Consider the following 17,882-nt stretch of genomic DNA (forward strand, 5'->3'; position numbering starts at 1 on the left):
TAGATTTTTAGATTTTCCTAACAAACCAAATTTCAATTTATTTTTTTACTGCTGAACAACCGGCCATAGTTGTGATTTTAACAGCCTCAGTCGCAGGTAAACTTTCGTTTCTACTTACTACTTCCCGTACCACATTTCTAGTGATTTCTTCGAAAACAGTTTCGATAATAGAACCTGTTTGCATCGCTGCCGGACGACCGTAATCTCCTGCTTCACGAATAGATTGAACGATTGGCACTTCGCCAAGGAATGGAACTTCTAGATCTTCTGCAAGATTTCTAGCGCCTTCTTTTCCAAAGATGTAATATTTATTTTCTGGTAATTCTTCTGGTGTGAAATACGCCATGTTTTCAATAATTCCTAAGACAGGAACATTTATAGCCTCTGACATAAACATTGAAACTCCTTTTTTAGCATCGGCCAGAGCTACTGCCTGTGGAGTACTCACTATTACAACACCCGTTATGGGCAATGATTGCACGATGGAAAGATGAATATCTCCTGTCCCTGGTGGCAAATCGACTAACAAAAAATCCAATTCTCCCCAGTCTGCATCAAAAATCATTTGGTTCAATGCCTTAGAAGCCATAGGTCCTCTCCAGATTACCGCTTGACTTGGCGCAGTAAAAAATCCTATCGAAAGAATTTTTACTTCGTAGCTTTCAACCGGTTTCATTTTTGATTTTCCATTGACCGTTACAGAGATTGGTTTTTCATTTTCCACATCAAACATAATTGGCATAGACGGTCCGTAAATATCGGCGTCTAAAATTCCAACTGAAAAACCCATTTTTGCTAATGATACCGCCAGATTTGCGGTTACCGTAGATTTCCCTACTCCTCCTTTACCAGAGGCAACACCTATAATGTTTTTTATTCCTGGTATTGATTTCCCTTTGATTTCTGGTTTGTCCGGAACCTCAACTTTACTATTGATTTTGATTTTAGCATCTGGAGATACTAATTCAAGAATTGTTTTTCTGATATCGTCTTCTGCACGTTTTTTAATGTGCATTGCTGGTGTGTGCAATACTAAATCTACTACAACCTCATCGCCAAAAGTAATTACATTTGCTATTGCACCACTTTCAACCATATTTTTTCCTTCTCCAGCTATAGTAATCGTTTCTAAAGCTTTAAGAATGTCTTTTCTATCTAATTTCATTTTTAGTTTACTGTTTTCTATTGGCCTTTTAGTACCAAAATATTATCTTTATTTAAACTGACTTCAGATTACAAAGATACTATGAAAAGTTCTTATTTTAAAGATTTTGCATTGCAATTATTGATGGCAAAATTGAACGTATTTATGAAAGAAAATATCGTTTTTTGGCCCTAATAAAGCTGAAGTATTGTATTCTTTCTGATTACTTAATCCTCACTTCCGGATGCCAGAAATGCTTCTCGAAATCCACAATTTGGTTGTCAACCACAACAATTCCCTCGTTTTCTAGTAATTGCTGCATAAGATTGGTTCCGTCAAAATGCAATTTCCCCGTCAGCAATCCCTTTCGATTCACTACACGATGTGCCGGAACATCTTCGAGAGTATGCGAAGCATTTAGTGCCCAGCCTACCATTCGAGCAGAGCGGGCTGTCCCCAAAGCCTTCGCAATAGCCCCATAAGAAGTGACTTTCCCGTAAGGAATTTGCCTGGCGATAGCATAAACGCGTTCAAAAAAGTTATCGTTTGACATAGTTATAAAATCGGACACAACCGCGCTATTATTCTGTTTAAAAAGCTATCTCAGATAATACCGAATAATATTGATTAAAGTGATTAAAGCGATTAATCCTGTTATACTTCCTATGATGGTATTCATGTTTTTCATCATATAATCTGTTTTGTTTTCTATTTTCTGGAAGAAAGTGATGTACAAATAAAAAACTAAAAAAGAACCCAATACCACACCCATAACAAAAGTAAAAACATGCGAAATATCAAAAGCAAACAATTTATAAGAAGCCAACGTTATGCTTACAAAAACATAATATGGAATGGGAAAAAAATTAAGTGCAGACAACAACATTCCCAGAAAAAAACGAGTGGAAGTACTCTTCTTTTTAATTTTACCTTTCTTCGCTTTTGGTTTTTTGGCAATCAGCAAGAAGTAAATGGTTAATACTGAAAATATAGCAAATCCCACTTCGCGCAGCAAAACAATAACCTCTGGTCTGCCTTCAATGTACCTTGCAAATAATATGGCTAGTGTCGCCTGGAAAAAAATTACGATTATCGCTCCTAAAACAAACCAATAAGCACTTCTCTTTCCTTCTTTCAGATTCACTTTGGCGGCTGTCATATTGATTAATCCCGGAGGTGTAATCCCTACAAAAGCAGTAACAAAACCCAAACACAAGGAAGTAATTAAATTCATAGGCACAATACAAGGATCAAAATAGCAAAATTATTCTTTAATTTTAAATCGAATATACGTAATTGCTTTGTTAATTTCCAAATATTGTTTTTCATAAAAAGTTTGAAATGCAGTCACTTCCTCCGGACTTCCCTCATTTACATACACATTATGATTGGCATATAAAACTTCGTGTCCTTCACCGTGCAACAACCCAAGGGTGTATCCATGCATGAACTCGCTATCCGTTTTTAAATTTACAACGCCATCTTTTGTAAGTATTTTTTTATACAATTGCAAAAACTCCGAATTAGTCATTCTGTGTTTTGTGCGTTTGTATTTAATTTGTGGATCCGGAAAAGTAATCCAGATTTCATCTACTTCATTTTCTGCAAAAATGTGTTCGATTAATTCAATTTGGGTTCTGATAAAAGCCACGTTATGTAATCCGGTATCAACGGCAGTTTTGGCACCACGCCAGAAACGGGCTCCTTTGATATCGATTCCAACAAAATTTTTATTTGGATATCTTTCGGCAAGACCTACTGAATATTCTCCTTTTCCACAGCCTAATTCCAGCACTACCGGATTTTCATTTTTGAAGAATTCCGAATTCCATTTGCCTTTAAGCGGAAATAAATCTGCTACAACCTCTTCTCTCGTTGGCTGAAAAACGTTTGTAAATGTTTCGTTTTCCTTGAACCTCTTTAATTTATTTTTACTTCCCACTTTTTCAGAATATTTCGGCAAAATTAAGGAAATATATAAGACCGAACGGAATACCGGCATAAAAATGAAAAAACGTTTTAAAAATTAGGACAATTACAAACATTTCAACTCATAACATCCTTGTTAATTTCCTTTTTACTTATAAAATAGTTCTTGATTTATCTCAAGAAGGGCAAGAGTGTTGCTTTAAAGTACATCTATGCAGAAAAAGAACAATAAGCTAACTCCTTTAGACTATAGCGGTAAAAAATTTACGCGAAACAAATGTTTGAAATTTATGATTTAGCTCCTTTACGTCAAATATCGCTTGGTTTTAAGTATTTAATAATCAATTTATTAAAAAACGTCAATCTTTTTTAATTACATTTATGTTCTAAAATTCAACTTATGAAATCCAAACTATACCCGATTAGAACACAGATCATGTTGGTATCTTCCATTTTATTGTTAGGTGCTTTTAACACTTCTGAAAAATCAGACCCACTTCTTTCTGGAATTAACAAAGAAAACATAGACACATCGGTCAGACCTGGTGATAATTTTGATGCCTATAGCAACGGAACTTGGATTAAAAACACTAAAATACCAGATGATAAAGCCTCTTATGGTGCTGGCTATATGGTTTATGAAAAATCACAAGAAGACGTAAAAGCCATTATTGAAGCTTCGTCCAAAGCTAATTTTGCAGCCGGTTCCGATGAACAAAAAATCGGAGATTTTTACGAAGCCTTCATGGATACCAAAATGAGGGAACAAAAAGGAATTACACCGTTACTTCCAGAATTCACTAAAATTGACGCTATTAAAAACTATACTGATCTGGCTGCTTATTTTGGATATGCCAATAAATCCGGAATCAACATTCCATTCTCTGTTTCAGTAATGGAGGATTTAAAAAATCCAACCCAATACATGCTTATTTCTTGGCAAGGTGGTTTAGGATTACCGGATAGAGAATATTACTCCCTTGAAGATATCAAATCTAAGGAAATACAAAAAAAATATGTAATTCATATCGAGAAGATGCTACAACTGGGCGGAATAGCTAATGCCCCTGAATTAGCCAAAAAAATCATGGCATTAGAAACTACTTTGGCAGCGCAGCATATGAAAAAAGAGCAAACCCGTGACATCGTAAAACTGTACAACAAATATGCGATTACCGATTTGAAACAACTTATGCCTGATTTTAATTGGTCCACCATGCTAAAAAACGCTGGAATCCTAAACCAACAACACATCGTAATCGCGCAAGTTAATTACATTAAATCGCTCAACACAATTATAAAAACAACACCCTTAAACACTTGGAAAGCCTATCTGAAATGGAATGCCATTCATGGCGCGGCGAGCTCATTAAATGCTAAACTAGACAATGAAAATTTTGACTTCTTTGGCAAAACCCTCAACGGAACCCAAGTACAACGACCGTTATGGCGAAGAGGTGTTGATAGAGTAAACAATAGCCTTGGTGAAATCGTGGGAAAGGTCTATGTGAAAAAACACTTCTCTCCCCAAGCCAAAGAACAAGTAACACTTTTAGTTAAAACCCTTCTAAAAGCCTATGGAGAAAGTATAAAAAATCTGGATTGGATGAGTCCAAAAACCAAAATGCAAGCCTTGGACAAACTCTCGAAATTCACTCCAAAAATTGGTTATCCTGACAAATGGAGAGATTATTCTACCTTAAAAGTAATTAAAGGTGATTTATACGGAAACCAACAAAAAGCCACCGCTTTTGAATACAACAGACAAATCAATAAATTAGGAAAACCTGTTGACAGAACTGAATGGGGAATGACTCCACAAACTGTAAATGCATACTACAATCCACCACTTAATGAAATCGTATTTCCCGCAGCCATACTTCAGCCGCCTTTCTTTGATGTAAAAGTAGAAGGCGCAGCAAATTATGGCGGAATTGGTGCTGTAATCGGGCATGAAATAGGTCATGGTTTTGATGACCAAGGAAGTAGCTTTGATGGTGACGGAGTGCTACGCAATTGGTGGACACCTGAAGATTTAACTGCTTTCAAGCAAAAAACAGGTGCATTAGTCGCACAGTACAATACCTTCAAAGTATTTCCTGACCTCAATGTAAATGGTGAATTTACCCAAGGGGAAAATATAGGAGATTTAGGAGGATTATCCATTGCGCTAAAAGCCTATAAAATGAGTCTTGAAGGAAAAGAATCACCCGTTTTAGATGGCTTCACGGGTGATCAACGAGTATTATTAAGCTGGGGACAATGTTGGTTAGATAAAAGTCGTGAGGAAGCTTTACGAAATCAAATCGCTACCGATCCGCATTCACCAGCAAAATTCAGGATTAATGGCGTCGTTCGTAATATACCTGAGTTTTACACCGCATTTAACATACAACCTACTGATTCATTGTATCTGGCGCCAGAGAAAAGAGTCAAAATCTGGTAATTATCAGATTTATAGATTACTGAAAACCGTTGCTTTTTTTGCAGCGGTTTTTTTGTACAAAAGAGAGAATAACTAAATAGTTAATAACATGAATTTATTGTTTCGACTTTAATGTTTGTATCATGGCATCTTCCAGCGACGCCTTTACTTTTATGACTTCATTTGAATTTTCATTTGGGATCGTCATTGATAAAACATACTGTTTTATTTTCCACTCACTACCTATTTTTATCAAAACACCGGAACCACGGCACAGCTTCATTTGAGTATTCAACAATTCGTCAAACCAAGCTGTTCTACCTGTTTCATCAAAATAAATATGTCGTTCCAAAGCGGTAAAATGCCACGCTTTACCTTTCTCAAAATGAGGTTTTGCATAGGCTTGAAAAGCTTTTTTATTCCAATTCTCTGTCGCATCGGTACCTATGAAAACTGCATCATCAGTCATTAAACTAAAATAGTCGTAATAATTAGCTTCAGCTGCAGCTTTGTGCCAGTCATCGAGTGTAGAATTGATATTTGCTTTTGAAACTGTTTGATTCTCCATCATGCTTTTGCATCCGGACAAAATTAAAACAATAAGGACAGTCCGTATTTTATACATGTGATTTCAGTATTTATTCATCGTTTTTATTCCATCTGACTTTTATTTTTCCATCCACATCAACTGCCAATAAATGCAATACAATTCCAGTATTGCGCTTTTCAGCTCTTTTAATTTCATCGGTGATAAACGCATCCTTTTTTGGATTTCTCAACGGAATAGTCATCGCTAAATTTGTTCCTCTGTTAAATGAATACACGCCGTTTACATCAAAATTTAAAACGTTAGAACTGACTTTCAAATCATTTACATCGACTAAATCGCCATTGATTTTAAAATTTCCGGACAAATCCCTAAACACGATATTGTCAAGATCTCTGAAAGGAAATGCGAACTTACCAATATTTTTAATAGGTTCAAAATCTACCAGTGCACCTTGAATTACCGCAAATTTGGCGGTACCGGAAAGTGAATTTGTTTTTAGTTGCCCTCCTGAGAGCAAAGTTCCTTTTACCGATGCCGAAGCAGATAGCAATCCTTTAATATTTTTGGGTTTAAAGGATTGAATTCCAAAATTATTCATTGCAGTCAGGAATCGCGCAATATCCACCCGATTGATTTTTGCATTGGATTCCAGAAAAAATTGATCGCCACTTGGCGCTAATTTCCCGTCAAAAGATATTGTACCTCCTGAACTTTGCACCCAACCATTTTGTACGACTAACTGGTTATTGACCAATAAAACCGTTGCTTTAGCATTCGCAGCCTCTAGTTTACGATAAATCATTTTATCCGCTTTTAGACGCAATACAACTTGGCATTTATCAATTACCCCATTTAGTTCCTGCGATAAATCATTTTTTGCGTGCTGTTTTTTCGGGGATTTCGGACCTGAACGGGTAATGACACCTATAAACTGTTTCACATCTAAAAAAGGAGCGTAGATATCCCAATTCACAATCATTTTTTCTGGATTTTCATAATACAAGGTTAGGAAATTATCGATTTTCCCCTCCATAAAAATCGTGTTGCGACGTTCTTTAAAATTAATTTTTTTTATTAAAAGCGCTTCTTCCGTAAAGTCAAGCTGAATGTCTGTTTTTACGAAAGTCAAATTCCGTGGACCATAGTTCAACGTTGTATTTTTCACGGCTACATTTCCTGTAAACATTGGTTTTTGTATTTTTAGATTCAAAATATCAAATTTGAATTCCAGATTCACTTTGGCGTTACCATCAGAAAAATGGATAAAATCTTTAGCAACAATCTCGTTCAATCGGGCCACATTAAAATTTGATTTAAAGCTTCCGGCCGCAGTTGTTTTTTCAAAATTGGAAATAATTCCGATGGGAATTGTAAAAGGAATCGTTTTATATCTCCCAGAAAAATTCATAATTGTAATCGTAGAATTAACATCATTAAATCCAGCATCTTTTTCATAATGGTTGGTAAAATTGGCTTCAAAACTACAGTCTGAAATGATTCCGTCCGGTATCGTGAGTTCATTATTTTTTATTTTCGTAATCACTACAATCTCCGGATCGCCTTCAGCATTCATGTCGCCCACAATCGTACAGCCCACATTTATTGCCTTTTTTAAGTCAAATTGATTGATCCGGCTGCTGATATTAGCACTCAATAATTCAGAAGCATCTTTCCACAAAATGTTAGTCTTAATAGCAATATCAAAAGGAGACTTGTTTTTGTCCAAACTAAAATGTGCGTTAATATCGAAAAACTCTTTCCCTATTTTGAGCTGTTCCGTCGCGACTCTAATCTGATTTTTTTGCTTCGAAAAGTCAACAACCAACACCCCTTCAACAATTTTATTTTTTATAAAACTACCTCTTTTGGTATTGAAAGCCATATTTTTGGCACTCGTTTTCAGATACAATTTGGTGCGCCAATTGTCATCGTCGAAATCTATTTTACTCCGTAAAGCAAGAATATCAAAATCAAATAACTTGTTTCCTACTTGATTTTCGGAAATAAAATGCACTTGGTCCAACACAATTTCATTAATGGAGGAAGTAGTTGAGCTTTTTGATTTTGCACCTTTTGGCTGGACCTTAAAAATCGCGGTATTGACAATTCCGTTCTTACCTTTAAACAGATACAAAGTGGCCTGCTGAATTTCGATTTTATCTATAGTAATCTCATTTGAAAGCACGTCCCAAAGATCGATCCGGATCTCTATTTGTTCCGCTTTGAGCAACGTGCGTTTGTGAATGGCCCACAAACTGTCTTTCAGTTCTACTTGGCTTAGCGCCAAAGTCATATTAGGAAACCCCTTTAAAAATTTATATCTGATATCGCCAATATCGATTGTACCCGTAATATTTTCGTTGATTTTGGCATTGATTTGCGTGATAATTTCCGCTTTGTTATTGTTAAAATAAAGCGCAACTACCGCAGAAGATAATAGAAAAAACGCAACTATTCCCACAATGAAAAAACCAATTGTTTTGATTGTTTTCCTGAAATTTGTTGTTTTAAAAAATGTTTCTGCGCCCTTCCAAAATTGAGTCATCCGTATTCCTTTACTGTTTATAATAAAGGTAGCATAAAAACTGACTTTCCTACTGATTTGAAACTACTAATTATAATTTGCATTCTGCAGTATCACTTTAAGCGGAGCACCTTATTCAGCTGAATTAAAGAATAAAAACAGCGATATTTTGGCAGTAAGTGGTACTATTATTTTCATAATTTTTGGATTTTTAAAAATTTATTTGTCAAAAATATTTCATTTAAAAATCAAAAATAAAATAGTAAATAGCTTATTACCAACTATTTATAAGTTATTTTATTTTTCCTGATGCCTATAATTTTAGCTTGTAATTTCTGCTTTGAAGAACAAAGCCCATTCATAACTGGTAGTACGATACATGAATTGACGTATTTTTGTAATGCTTTAGAAGAATTCCTGACGAATTAAAATTTGACCTATGAAAAAGTTATTTTCCCCGTTATTAATTATTGCTTTTACAGTACTGGTAACCGTCGTATCTTGTAAAAAGAAAACTAATCCTGATTCTCAAAAGACTCAAACGAGTTTAAACACCATTGAAATTGCTTTTGACAGCACTCAAATTAGCACTTTCTTTGGAAAATATCCAAAACTGAAGAGTTACCAAGGCGAAGTGGAACAATTGTACCGCAAACATCAATTTCATTACATCTGGTTTGATAAAGATGGACTTAATGAATTTGCAGGTTTGCTATATAATAAGGTGAATAATTTGAGTCAGGAAGGAATTGAAACTGAGATTCCCTACAAGGAAAAATTAGATGACATTTATGATAATCCAGATGATAATCAAAAAGCAACTATAGATACTGAGCTATTGAGTTCGGCGTTGTACTTTTTTTACGCCGATAAAGTATACGATGGAATTAGCACTCAAAAAACAAAAGATCTTGAGTGGTTTTTGCCTCGAAAAAGACAATCGTATGTCAATTATTTAGATTCGCTGTTAATTAATCCTTCGTTGATCAACAAAGACGAAAAAGGGGTTTTGAAGCAATACTATCTTCTTAAAGATGTGCTGCAGGAATACCGCAGCATTGAAAAGAAAGGCGGATGGAAAAGCATTGCACTGGATCCAAATGTCAAATCCTATAAACTTGGCGATAGTGCCACTACAATTGCACAAATTAGAACCCGCTTGTTTATTACGGACGATCTTTCCCGAGATTCTAAAAGTGCTGTATATGATGCCGAATTAGCTACAGGAATTTTGAAATTTAAAAAGAGAAGCGGGAATCTCCTTAACAAAACGATTCTGCCGGAACATATTGCCTACATGAATGTCTCTATTGCGGATCGCATCAAAACCATTATGGTCAACATGGAACGCTGCCGATGGATCTCGAATGATATTACCAAATCCAAGGAATTAATTGTGGTGAATATTCCAGCCTATGAATTAACCTTTTTCAGAGACGGAAAACCAGAATTACGTTCTAAAGTTGTCGTAGGAAAAGCCATGAACAAAACGGTGGTTTTTAGTGCGCCAATGAAATTCATTGTTTTTAGACCGTATTGGAATGTACCGAAGAGTATTCTAAAGAAAGAGATTTTACCTGCCATAGCGGAAAATCCCAATTACTTGGCCGAACATGACATGGAATGGAAAGATGATTATGTAAGACAAAAACCAGGTCCTGAAAATTCGTTGGGGCTTGTGAAGTTTTTATTCCCCAATTCGAATGCGATTTATTTGCACGATACGCCTTCCAAAAGTTTATTTGGGAAAGAAGACCGCGCTTTCAGCCATGGATGCATTCGTGTAGCCAAACCAAAAGAACTAGCTGCCATGATTATGAAAAATGATAAAAAATGGAACCCTGAAAAGATAGAAACTGCGATGAACGGTGGAGAAGAATATTGGTACACGCTTAAAAACAAAATTCCAGTCTATATTGGTTATTTCACGGCTTGGGTAGATGATCAAGGCGTGATTCATTTCTATGAAGATGTGTACAAAAAAGATGAAACATTGGCAACTTTGCTGTTTGACACATAAAAGAGAACTTTTTTCTCCAAAGAATAACTACCAAAAAAAATGACACTTTCTTGTAAAGACAGTGTCATTTTTTTGTTTGCCAAAAGGCAACTATTTAATACGCTTTCTGTTTTTCAAAAGCGGTGTCCAACACTTTTTTAATTTTGTCTAAGGCACCGTGAAAGGCTTTCTCTGTAGTATCGGCATGATTGGTAACCGCTACAGGTTGCATATTTACGGGACGGGCTTCGATTAGGCATCGTTTATCGTTGACTCCGAATTTATCACTATTTTCGTCTGCAAGATGCACTTCTAAACGGGTTATCTTATCTTCAAAACGCGCCAAAGCTGTTCCTAATTCTTCCGCAATATACGTTTTCAAACGTGCGTGTCCTTCTACATTGTTGTCTGTGTTGATCTGTACTGTCATATTTTTATTTATTTAATGTTGTCTTTCAAATTTACCGATTGCAGTATGAAAAACCGAACCAATTAATAAAACATTGTGAAAATAAAAGAGAGAAATTGTGGAGTTGAGGATAGAATTGGATTATCCATTTTCTAAATAATCATAAATAAAGTCAGTTTCCGTTTCAAATCCAGAATCAAATTTCATTACAAACCGAGAAGTTAGTTTTTCTACCCAATTTTCAATTTCTTGTTATGAATTTAGATCATTCAAAAAAAGCAACTGTGAATTTTCTTTAGAAAAATTATTATTAAAGAACACAGTAATTTCAGCTTTAAAAGTGTCAGGATAATTCTCTTCTGTTTAATTGAGAAGTTGCTCTAAGAATTCGATTTTTTCAAGTAATGTCATTGTTATAAAATCTAAATTAATTAGCCAATTGACATTTTTCGCAGATTCTTTCCAAAGATAATTTGGCATTGGCTCACTAAGTTCCCATTTAACACTCATAGGTTTTGAACCTTTAGTATCTTTAAAAACTCCTTCACCAATAAAAACATAACCCATTGTATTTCCTTTTTCATTATTTGCCTTTTCTCTAACAAAAAGTAATATTTTTTTATTATTCTCTATATGATTTATATACGACAATCCTTTATTTGTTATCGTTGAAAATATATTAAACAGAGGGTTTATTGTAAAGACGTCTTTAAAAGCTTGGGTTTCTGATATCACCTATATTCAAACCAAATAGGGATTTGTATACCTGACAACTATTATGGATTTGTACGATAGAAAAATCATAGGTTAAAGTTTAAGCGATGGAATGAGTACAGATGAAACCTCGCTTAAGGCTTGGAAAATGGCGGTCAAAAACCGAAATATTGAGGAAGGTTTGATTTTTCATTCCGACAGAGGTGTTCAATATGCAAGCAAAAAGTTTGTAAATGTTATTGATTCCTACAAAAAAATAACCCGCAGTATGAGCCGCAAAGGAAATCGTTGGGACAATGGAGTAGCGGAAAGCTTTTTTAAATCCTTGAAAACTGAATTGATTTATGGAAACAAACTGATTTCTAAAGAACGAATGAAACTGGAAATCTTTGAATACATTGAAATTTGGTACAACAGAAAAAGGAGACATTCTGCTTTGAATTATGCAACTACTGAAGAATTTAACAATCAAATTAATTACAAAAATGTACCTTAACTCAATGTGTACCTATTATTTGCATATCCATTCTGTCAATTTAATTTCACCATAAATATGTTTTGCTATAAAAGGAATTAAATTAATTTTAAATTTTTCATAATCATAAATATTACTAGAAAGCTTTTTTAGAACTTCAATATCTATGTTTATCTCCTCTTTAATTTCCCTTTTAATACAATCTATTTCAGTCTCGTTTTCTTCTAATTTACCTCCTGGAAATTCCCATTTTAAAGGTAATTTCATTTTATCACTGCGCTGAGTAACTAAAATTTTATTCTCAATTACGATAATAGCGCAAGTGACGTTTACAATGTTTATATTCTCATCCGACTTGATATGCAACTTCATGCTCTGATCTAATTCTTTTAGCTGCAAATCAAATAATTCTAAAGTGCTTTTTAGCTAATTGATTATTGATTCTGTTCGATACATCCAAATCCAGTGCGTGTAATTGATTATTAATTACAGATTTCAACTCCTGAATATTTTGATGTTGCCTGGTGTAACGACGCAATTCATAATAAAAATGACCCAATGGCTGCCATAATTCCAGACATTGTTCTGCTCCCGTTTGTGATAGTCCTCTCTCATCTATCGAATTATTCTTTGATTTCAAACCCAAACATTCTAAATATTTTTTCGCATTGTTTGTCAAAATTATTGAGGTTTTATAATCCTTTTCAAATAAATACAAAGCACGTGATAAATACCCGTAGCTTCCATACGAATAACCAAAGAAACTTGGTGCACTTTGTGCCCCTTTTCAATCCAATGCTCTAGTTTTTTATATCCCTCTAAATTGTTGCTGAAAACAATTTTTGATTTAAAAGTTACTTGTTGTTTTCGTTTATAACACTAATACAGCCATCAATCTTTTTGCTTGAAACATCTGAACCTACTGAATACTTTAAATCCATAACTTTTAAATTTACGATAAACAAAAAAGTACACGGATCTTGGCTCATAAGTTATACTGCATCTAAATTCAAAACCTAGTGCTTAAGCACTATTGTGACTTGAAATGTAATTAAAATGAAGTTGATTAACCTAGCTTACAATATCATCTTTGACGTATCTGCCTCTGATAGAATTTTGCAACTTCATTTTGCTTATCAATTGTTACTATTTCAAAGATAAGTATTTCATAAATCTCTAACCTTAGCAAAGATATGAGCCCTGATGGCAACGAAAATCCTTTTTATTTTTTCTTTAAAAATAAAAAGATTGAAGTGAAAAGCAGGAAATAGCTCCAGAAAAAAAAGTTGAAAAATTACTTTTTGAATTGAGACAACGCTTTTTTGGTAAAATCTGACAACACCAATTTACCCGAAATCGCGGCACGTTCCAACAACAATGTGTCCCAATGTTGCGTTCCTTCCCAAAAAACATTTTTCATCTCCAGTAAAGCTTCCGGATTGTAACCGGCTAATTTATCAGTAAAATCAACTATTGCGGCATCTAACGCTTCGATTGTTTCAAAAGTATTGGCGTACAACCCGTTATCTTTTGCCCAATCAGCGGTTTTCCATTCGTGAGCTGCCAGCGTCATTTCGGCCATTGCCGTTTTTCCAATTTTCTTCGAAACGACAGGTTCTATTACAAAGGGTCCAATTCCGATAGCCAATTCTGATAATTTTATTGATGCATTTTTTGTAGCCAATGCATAATCACAAGCGGAAGCAATTCCTACGCCGCCACCAACTGCTTTTCCGTGAATGCGCCCCACGATAAGCTTGGAACACAAACGCATTGCATTGATTAAATGGGCAAATCCAGAAAAGAACTCGGTTCCTTCTGATTCATTGGAAACAGCCAAAAGTTCATCAAATGAAGCACCTGCACAAAAAGCACCTGAGCCTTCACTTTGTATACCTATCACCGAAACGTCAGGGTTGGCACTTAAATTATTGAATTCAGTAGTGAGCCGGTCTAACAATTCTCTCGGAAAAGAATTACTCGAAGGATGACCAAATGAAACGGTTGCAATTTTATTCTCGATAGTTGTGACGAGTGAACCTATTGGGTTTTCTGATGCCATAGCGGGGATTTTGATGTAAAGTTAAAAAAAGTAAAGAAGGATTTGACTTTTTTTCGAATAGAACGGATTTGTATTTTGAAATTTGCTTTTTGGAAAATTTAAATGCTATATTTGCCATGTACTTTGGGGGATTAGCTCATTTGGCTAGAGTGCTTGCCTGGCAGGCAAGAGGTGACGAGTTCGAATCTCGTATTCTCCACCAGTAAAATCAAGCCTTACAGCAATGTAAGGCTTTTTTTATGCAATCTAAGCGTACCTATTGAGTGTACTTTTGATATTCGGAGTGTAAAAAATGAAGCTCCACTTATAGGTATCCAAATCCCTTCCGATTCACTTCTATTCATACTTCAACTTTATCATTATAATTATTCAAAATCATTGGATGTAAAAATAAAAAGCGTGTTAAAAGTATAAAAAAAATTTAGAGCTCGTTTGATTTTTGTAAGAAAAATATAATTGTATATTTGGAAAGATAATTATCAATTACATAATAGCGAGAATATTTTCATATTTGGATGTATAACCGCTAGTTTGTAGTGGGCATATGCAAGTTGTATGAAATATTAAAAAAATTTAAACCAAATAAATGCCAGGAATAATATACTTTATAATAGCTGTAATAATTGTCTTAATATTAACATCGTATAAGAAAACAAGAGAATACATAACTACCTTTTTGTCTGAATTTCTAACAGTCATTGGTGCTATTGGCATGACATTAATTGGTATAATGTCCAATAGTACAAAAAAATTTGTATCTGATTACACATGGGAAGACAGTTGGGTTTTTCTTTTAATTTTATTTGCTATAATTATGTTTGTTTCGATTGTTGTAAGCACAAAACGAAATTTGCATAATAGAACAGTTTCTGCTGAAATTAAAAAAAATGAGGAATTAAAAAAATCCATCAACATTTATAAAGATGAATATTATAAACTTTGTAGTAATAATATTTTAAGTATGTTTAAAATATTTTTTTCAAGCTATAATGAAAGAATTAGCATTTATAAATTTAATGATAATCATTTTATTCTTTTAGGCAGATATTCAAAAAATCAAAATTTCAATAAAAAAACAAATTATCAATATTCGGCTGAAGAAGGATTAATTGGAAAAGGATGGAATGATGGAGAGGTAATTGTTAATGGAGCCCCTAAATGGTCAAAGAACAATAAAAGCGACTACAATAATTTCATGAAGCAACTCTGTCATATTAAGGATAAAAGATTGAATAATCTTACGATGAAAAGCCAATCTTTATATATTCTTACACTTCATGACAACTCAACAGCAGAAGACCCCGATGGTATAATAGTTTTTGAATCAACAGACCCAACAAAAGTTAATAAAATTGAGTGTGATGATTTAATAATCGAAAGGGAAAAAGAATTATTTCTACTTTTGAAAAATATGAAAAATCTAATAAAGAATACATAATAAATACTACATACAACCGCTGTTTATATATTGTGATTTATTGGAATTACCGTTAAGAAACATATTTTATTGAAACCCGAAAATTGAAAGGTTAGGTACAACACTTCAACTCAAAACGGCCAAACGTTAGTTAAAATTTAAATGCAGAATCATGAATCTAACACAATGTATAATCTAAAAATGATTTAAAATTGTTTTATGAAAAAACTATTACAAAGGCTAAAGATAATTAAAAATAATAATAAATAATTTAGAAAATGGATAACCCAAAATTTGATTTAACAACATAAGAAGGGCTGATTAATGCACAACAAAAGCTAAAAGATTTAAAAATAAACTCCAAAACTGCAAGACTAATTTAAATGTCGATATTGAAGGAATTGTCAAAGAATTAATTAATTTGATATCGAGGGTTTTTGATTTATTTGATGATACGAAAAAACTTGAAAAACAAATGGAAATGGTAATAAAAACTATTGAAATTTGTAAAGCAACAGGTGCAAAATCAATTGACATTACCTTAAATTCTAAAAATGGGGGAAAACTTAAACTTTTTTTAAAGAAAATTGACGCAACAATTGGTGGAAAATTAAAAAAAGATAATACGATAATTTATAATACAAAGTTCTAATAACCTACTGGCAAAAGAAGGAGCCATTTACTAATACCAAAATAGTAGAATTGTCGTTTTATCGTTAAGACTAAAACACATATTTTCATAAGCTGCAAACAAACTAGAAATTTGTGAATTTAGCGACAATTATATATCATACTGAACCAACAAAACTAATTGCTAAAAGGCACTAAACAATAATTTATCAAAAAATGAATTCATTACTTACGGATAGAGAAAAACAAGACTTTTTCATCAAACTTTATTTCAACATAGCTAATGGATTTGAACTTGGTGGAATAAAACGAGCCTATTTGGATTTTAATAGAACTTTAAAAATTATAGATAATAATAGAGTATTTCTAAAACAAAGTGCCGAAAATTATCTATTGACAAATTTAAAGGTCGGATTGCATAAGCAATTTCTTAATCAAGAAGAATTTGATGAACAACATAAAATTTGGTGTGAAGAATTAATTCAAACTTGGACTGAACTTTCATATGGACAATCTCAAAAATGGGTCAATATGACTTTAAAATATTGGTTGTTATTTGGCAATGAAAGAATAAATAGCGTTGAACTTAATGCAAAATATTTTCATATTCCCATTGATAGTTATGTACAAAAAGGGATGTTCAATGAAAAAACACCAAAACCTTGGAGTAAAATTTCAAACTATAAAGATTATATGAGATATCAAATTGAGCATAGAAAAAAGGAAACAGGAAATCACCCTATTGTTGATGAATTCAATTTTTTCAATAACTATAACCTAAATTAGAGTAAAAAAACTTCCAAACAACGACAAAAAAAACTACTACCAACACTTAATACAATTGGCTTGATTTAAAAATTATTTTTTATTTGGAATGTTTAGGCAAATCCGAGAATTGGGCTTAATTTAGTCCCAAACACGCTGTAGTCTCCGAAAGGTCGTGGTAATTTTAAAATAAATGTAATGAAAGAAATAGAAAAGCATCCTATAGAAAATGGTTTTATCCAAAAAAACATAAGAACTCTTATCATAGGAACATTTCCGCCTAAAGATGTCTACTATAATAACAATAACTTTTTCTTTTATTCTTCAGTCAGAAATCATTTTTGGAATAGAATGGAAAATATTTTTCCAATTTATTCTCTAAAAAAAACACTAACTAAATGTTGTGAAATTTCTCCTGAACAAAATAAAATAGATAAAAAAAATTTTTCAGAGATAAAAGAAATCGGTTTTTTAGATGTTTTTACAAAAATTAGTAGAATAAAAAACTCAACAAAAGATGAGGATTTAATAGGTGTTGAAAATATTGTAGAAAATGGAAAATTAGAAAATATTTTAAACCAAAATTCGAGTTTAGTTAGAATTTGTTGCACATATAAATTAGCTTTTGAAATATTAAAATTTAAACTTATAAAAAATAAATTATCTATAACTGAAGATAGTATTTCAGCAAACGGACAAAAAATGATTTATCAATTTGGAAAAAGAAAAATTGAAATTTATCTATTATATCCAGCTACTAGAAGTCGTGAGAAAAGTGAAATTAAAGATAAACAATATGCCGAATTATTATTTAACAAAGCTATCAGCTAATAGCTAGA

The 17,882-nt window shown here is 33.2% G+C and carries 18 protein-coding genes and 1 tRNA gene; 8 read left to right on the forward strand and 11 right to left on the reverse strand.

The genetic code is table 11. The features are described 5' to 3' along the window. Positions 1 to 37: 37 nt before the first annotated feature. The 4 genes from ACNQGJ_RS00205 to trmB form a co-directional block, all read right to left on the reverse strand. Positions 38 to 1,165, reverse strand: coding sequence for an Mrp/NBP35 family ATP-binding protein (locus ACNQGJ_RS00205; RefSeq protein WP_417971261.1), 1,128 nt, complete (start codon positions 1,163 to 1,165; stop codon positions 38 to 40). 202 nt (positions 1,166 to 1,367) lie between these two features. Next, positions 1,368 to 1,697, reverse strand: coding sequence for an MGMT family protein (locus ACNQGJ_RS00210; RefSeq protein WP_417971259.1), 330 nt, complete (start codon positions 1,695 to 1,697; stop codon positions 1,368 to 1,370). A 45-nt stretch (positions 1,698 to 1,742) separates the two neighbouring features. Further along, a complete protein-coding gene (locus ACNQGJ_RS00215; protein ID WP_417971257.1) occupies positions 1,743 to 2,378 on the reverse strand; it encodes a LysE family transporter in 636 nt (211 codons plus the stop codon). A 30-nt stretch (positions 2,379 to 2,408) separates the two neighbouring features. Next, entirely contained in the window at positions 2,409 to 3,086 is a 678-nt protein-coding gene (gene trmB / locus ACNQGJ_RS00220; protein WP_417971373.1) for a tRNA (guanosine(46)-N7)-methyltransferase TrmB, read from the reverse strand. A gap of 387 nt (positions 3,087 to 3,473) precedes the next feature. Between trmB and ACNQGJ_RS00225 the strand changes: the two genes are divergently transcribed. Next, entirely contained in the window at positions 3,474 to 5,519 is a 2,046-nt protein-coding gene (locus ACNQGJ_RS00225) for a M13 family metallopeptidase (protein ID WP_417971255.1), read from the forward strand. Positions 5,520 to 5,613: 94 nt separating this feature from the next. Here ACNQGJ_RS00225 and ACNQGJ_RS00230 read toward each other — a convergent pair whose 3' ends face one another. Then, on the reverse strand, positions 5,614 to 6,069 hold the full coding sequence (locus ACNQGJ_RS00230; protein ID WP_417971253.1) for a nuclear transport factor 2 family protein: 456 nt from the start codon (positions 6,067 to 6,069) through the stop codon (positions 5,614 to 5,616). A 67-nt stretch (positions 6,070 to 6,136) separates the two neighbouring features. Next, positions 6,137 to 8,593 (reverse strand): AsmA family protein, encoded by a 2,457-nt coding sequence (locus tag ACNQGJ_RS00235; RefSeq protein WP_417971251.1) that lies wholly within the window; start codon positions 8,591 to 8,593, stop codon positions 6,137 to 6,139. 418 nt (positions 8,594 to 9,011) lie between these two features. On the opposite strand from ACNQGJ_RS00235, the gene ACNQGJ_RS00240 reads away from it, so the two are divergent. Next, a complete protein-coding gene (locus tag ACNQGJ_RS00240) occupies positions 9,012 to 10,592 on the forward strand; it encodes a L,D-transpeptidase family protein (protein WP_417971249.1) in 1,581 nt (526 codons plus the stop codon). Between the two features lie 94 nt (positions 10,593 to 10,686). Here the strand turns inward: ACNQGJ_RS00240 and ACNQGJ_RS00245 are convergent, their stop codons facing one another. Then, the gene (locus ACNQGJ_RS00245; protein WP_417971247.1) at positions 10,687 to 11,001 is read right to left on the reverse strand and encodes an HPF/RaiA family ribosome-associated protein; all 315 of its coding nucleotides are present in this window, start codon (positions 10,999 to 11,001) and stop codon (positions 10,687 to 10,689) included. 342 nt (positions 11,002 to 11,343) lie between these two features. Continuing rightward, complete coding sequence (locus ACNQGJ_RS00250; RefSeq protein WP_417971245.1) at positions 11,344 to 11,715, reverse strand: DUF3427 domain-containing protein; 372 nt, start codon at positions 11,713 to 11,715, stop codon at positions 11,344 to 11,346. Between the two features lie 91 nt (positions 11,716 to 11,806). Here ACNQGJ_RS00250 and ACNQGJ_RS00255 point away from each other — a divergent pair, with 91 nt between their 5' ends. Next, entirely contained in the window at positions 11,807 to 12,190 is a 384-nt protein-coding gene (locus ACNQGJ_RS00255) for a transposase (RefSeq protein ID WP_417971243.1), read from the forward strand. A 15-nt stretch (positions 12,191 to 12,205) separates the two neighbouring features. On the opposite strand, the gene ACNQGJ_RS00260 is transcribed toward ACNQGJ_RS00255, so the two are convergent. The 3 genes from ACNQGJ_RS00260 to ACNQGJ_RS00270 all read right to left on the reverse strand — a co-directional run bounded on the left by ACNQGJ_RS00260 (position 12,206) and on the right by ACNQGJ_RS00270 (position 14,231). Then, complete coding sequence (locus ACNQGJ_RS00260) at positions 12,206 to 12,568, reverse strand: (deoxy)nucleoside triphosphate pyrophosphohydrolase (protein WP_417971241.1); 363 nt, start codon at positions 12,566 to 12,568, stop codon at positions 12,206 to 12,208. 1 nt (position 12,569) lies between these two features. Continuing rightward, positions 12,570 to 12,848 (reverse strand): hypothetical protein, encoded by a 279-nt coding sequence (locus tag ACNQGJ_RS00265; protein ID WP_417980293.1) that lies wholly within the window; start codon positions 12,846 to 12,848, stop codon positions 12,570 to 12,572. Positions 12,849 to 13,463: 615 nt separating this feature from the next. Further along, entirely contained in the window at positions 13,464 to 14,231 is a 768-nt protein-coding gene (locus ACNQGJ_RS00270; RefSeq protein ID WP_417971237.1) for an enoyl-CoA hydratase/isomerase family protein, read from the reverse strand. Between the two features lie 125 nt (positions 14,232 to 14,356). Here ACNQGJ_RS00270 and ACNQGJ_RS00275 point away from each other — a divergent pair. The 5 genes from ACNQGJ_RS00275 to ACNQGJ_RS00295 all read left to right on the forward strand — a co-directional run bounded on the left by ACNQGJ_RS00275 (position 14,357) and on the right by ACNQGJ_RS00295 (position 17,874). Beyond that, positions 14,357 to 14,433, forward strand: a tRNA-Ala gene (locus ACNQGJ_RS00275). A 384-nt stretch (positions 14,434 to 14,817) separates the two neighbouring features. Next, a complete protein-coding gene (locus ACNQGJ_RS00280; protein ID WP_417971235.1) occupies positions 14,818 to 15,669 on the forward strand; it encodes a hypothetical protein in 852 nt (283 codons plus the stop codon). 454 nt (positions 15,670 to 16,123) lie between these two features. After that, positions 16,124 to 16,300: a hypothetical protein gene (locus ACNQGJ_RS00285; protein WP_417971233.1), complete on the forward strand. Its 177-nt coding sequence runs from the start codon at positions 16,124 to 16,126 to the stop codon at positions 16,298 to 16,300. Positions 16,301 to 16,494: 194 nt separating this feature from the next. Continuing rightward, complete coding sequence (locus tag ACNQGJ_RS00290) at positions 16,495 to 17,064, forward strand: hypothetical protein (RefSeq protein WP_417971232.1); 570 nt, start codon at positions 16,495 to 16,497, stop codon at positions 17,062 to 17,064. A gap of 177 nt (positions 17,065 to 17,241) precedes the next feature. After that, complete coding sequence (locus ACNQGJ_RS00295) at positions 17,242 to 17,874, forward strand: uracil-DNA glycosylase family protein (protein WP_417971230.1); 633 nt, start codon at positions 17,242 to 17,244, stop codon at positions 17,872 to 17,874. Positions 17,875 to 17,882 lie beyond the last annotated feature (8 nt).

The sequence above is a fragment of the Flavobacterium cryophilum genome (genome assembly GCF_048286555.1).
Taxonomy (GTDB): Bacteria; Bacteroidota; Bacteroidia; order Flavobacteriales; family Flavobacteriaceae; genus Flavobacterium.

Excerpts from the sequence above, each read along its gene's own strand:
- ACNQGJ_RS00205 (WP_417971261.1), bottom strand. The coding sequence starts at position 1,165 with ATGAAATTAGATAGAAAAGACATTCTTAAAGCTTTAGAAACGATTACT.
- ACNQGJ_RS00210 (WP_417971259.1), bottom strand. The coding sequence starts at position 1,697 with ATGTCAAACGATAACTTTTTTGAACGCGTTTATGCTATCGCCAGGCAA.
- ACNQGJ_RS00215 (WP_417971257.1), bottom strand. The coding sequence starts at position 2,378 with ATGAATTTAATTACTTCCTTGTGTTTGGGTTTTGTTACTGCTTTTGTA.
- ACNQGJ_RS00225 (WP_417971255.1), top strand. The coding sequence starts at position 3,474 with ATGAAATCCAAACTATACCCGATTAGAACACAGATCATGTTGGTATCT.
- ACNQGJ_RS00230 (WP_417971253.1), bottom strand. The coding sequence starts at position 6,069 with ATGATGGAGAATCAAACAGTTTCAAAAGCAAATATCAATTCTACACTC.
- ACNQGJ_RS00235 (WP_417971251.1), bottom strand. The coding sequence starts at position 8,593 with ATGACTCAATTTTGGAAGGGCGCAGAAACATTTTTTAAAACAACAAAT.
- ACNQGJ_RS00240 (WP_417971249.1), top strand. The coding sequence starts at position 9,012 with ATGAAAAAGTTATTTTCCCCGTTATTAATTATTGCTTTTACAGTACTG.
- ACNQGJ_RS00245 (WP_417971247.1), bottom strand. The coding sequence starts at position 11,001 with ATGACAGTACAGATCAACACAGACAACAATGTAGAAGGACACGCACGT.
- ACNQGJ_RS00255 (WP_417971243.1), top strand. The coding sequence starts at position 11,807 with ATGAGTACAGATGAAACCTCGCTTAAGGCTTGGAAAATGGCGGTCAAA.
- ACNQGJ_RS00270 (WP_417971237.1), bottom strand. The coding sequence starts at position 14,231 with ATGGCATCAGAAAACCCAATAGGTTCACTCGTCACAACTATCGAGAAT.
- ACNQGJ_RS00280 (WP_417971235.1), top strand. The coding sequence starts at position 14,818 with ATGCCAGGAATAATATACTTTATAATAGCTGTAATAATTGTCTTAATA.
- ACNQGJ_RS00285 (WP_417971233.1), top strand. The coding sequence starts at position 16,124 with ATGGAAATGGTAATAAAAACTATTGAAATTTGTAAAGCAACAGGTGCA.
- ACNQGJ_RS00290 (WP_417971232.1), top strand. The coding sequence starts at position 16,495 with ATGAATTCATTACTTACGGATAGAGAAAAACAAGACTTTTTCATCAAA.
- ACNQGJ_RS00295 (WP_417971230.1), top strand. The coding sequence starts at position 17,242 with ATGAAAGAAATAGAAAAGCATCCTATAGAAAATGGTTTTATCCAAAAA.